General features: G+C 56.1%; 1 protein-coding gene and 1 pseudogene. Both read left to right on the plus strand.

The window, feature by feature from the left end:
- The first annotated feature begins 92 nt into the window (after positions 1-92).
- Positions 93-1,121, plus strand: coding sequence for an IS110 family transposase (locus tag DCO57_RS22140; protein WP_116701092.1), 1,029 nt, complete (start codon positions 93-95; stop codon positions 1,119-1,121).
- Between the two features lie 326 nt (positions 1,122-1,447).
- Positions 1,448-1,879 (plus strand): annotated as a pseudogene (locus DCO57_RS22145) (transposase); the annotation flags it as partial.

The raw sequence follows: 1,879 nt of genomic DNA on the forward strand, positions 1-1,879 counted from the left end.
TGAATAGATGGAGTGGTTGCCGCTCTACCCACCTGACGCATTCTATTGGAGGATCGTCGGGTTAAGTCCAATGGGTGGAGAGGAAGGCGAGCATGACCAAAGAGACGATGATCGGGATCGATCTGGCCAAGAATGTTTTTCAGGTCCACGGAGCTTCCATGTCCGGACAGATCAAGTTCCGGCGGAAGCTGACGCGGCAGCACTTTCGCAGGTTCATGGCTGACCAGGTTCCGGCGATGGTCGTGATGGAGGCCTGCGGCAGTGCTCATTACTGGGCCCGCGAGATGGCCAAGCTGGGCCACGAAGTCAGACTGATCGCTCCTCAGTACGTGCGCCCTTTCGTGAAGCGGCAGAAGAACGATGCAGCAGATGCCGAGGCGATCGTCATCGCGGCTCAACGACCGGAGATGCGTTTCATCACCCCGAAGGCCGAAGATCAGCAAGCGCGGGCTGTTCTTTTTCGAGCAAGAGAGCGACTTGTGCGTCAGCGTACAGAGCTGGTGAATGCGTTACGCTCAATCCTCTATGAGTTTGGCCATACGACACCACCTGGCATTGGTCATCTGAAGCGTATCAAATCAGTCATCGAAGCTGACAACAGCGATTTGCCCGAGCTGGTGCGCGAGGAGTGTCATGATCTTCTGTTGCAGGTCTCCGAAAAAACTCAGCGGATTGAGGCAAAAACCAAACGCATCGGTATTCTGGCAAATCAAACGGATACGGCGCGTCGTTTACAAACGATGCCTGGGATTGGGCCGATGAGTGCGCTAGCTGTCGAGGCCTTTGCTCCTCCGATGGAGAGCTTTCGGCGAGGGCGAGACTTCGCGGCATGGCTGGGACTTGTGCCGCGACAGTATTCGTCTGGAGGGAAGGAGCGCCTTGGACGCATATCGAAGGCTGGACAGGCCGACATCAGGCGGCTCCTGATCGTAGGGGCAATGTCACGTCTGAACTGGCTGGGACGAAAGACGATACCGGAGAATTCCTGGCTGTCACGAATGCTAGCGAGGAAGCCAAGAATGCTGGTGGCCATCGCATTGGCAAACAAGATGGCAAGAGCGATCTGGGCCATGATGACAAAGGGGGAAGATTACCAAAAACCGGTGCTGGCTGCGCCATAATAGGGGTGTTGCGCAGGGCAGTACAGTGCCGGTGACGGAGGTGTGAGAACGTCGACCATCCATATGGGCAAAATGATCGAATAGATCTGGGTCAGGAAAACCAGTTAGGGGCTTGGAGCTACCAGCTCGCTGAATAGATTTGGACCTGATCCGCTGATCACCATATCGGCCAGCGGCTTCCAAGGTGCCGCATTTGAAAGGCCTGACAGAAGACCGCACTCGATCACCCCCAAGGATCAGAAACTTCTTGCACAACGGGCGGCAACCACAGAAGCCCCTAGATTTGTAGACGCCTTCTTCCCTAAATTTGAGGCAAGGAGGCCTTCATGGGCAAAGGTAATTTCACCGAAGATTTTAAACGCGACGCAGTACGTCAGATCACCGAGCGAGGCTATCCGGTTGCGGAAGTTTCGCAGCGCTTGGGCGTGAGCGCACATTCTCTTTATGCGTGGCGCAAGAAGTACGCGTCGGAGGCCTCCAAAGGCGGTGATCAGTCCGACGAGATTCGGCAATTGAAGCGGGAACTGGCGCGGGTCACCGAGGAGCGTGATATCCTAAAAAAAGCGGCCGCGTACTTCGCCAGGGATGCAAAGTGAGGTACGCGTTCGTCGCCGAGCATCGTTCCGTATTTTCGGTGCGGGCGATGTGCCGCTGTTTGCGCATCCATCCCAGCGGCTTCTACGCTTGGTCGAAGAGCCCGCTGAGCAAGCGGGCCCAGGAAGATATCCGTCAGACGCAATTGATCGAGGAAGCCTGGA

The organism is Labrenzia sp. 011, from assembly GCF_003075075.1.
Taxonomy (GTDB): domain Bacteria; phylum Pseudomonadota; class Alphaproteobacteria; order Rhizobiales; family Stappiaceae; genus Roseibium.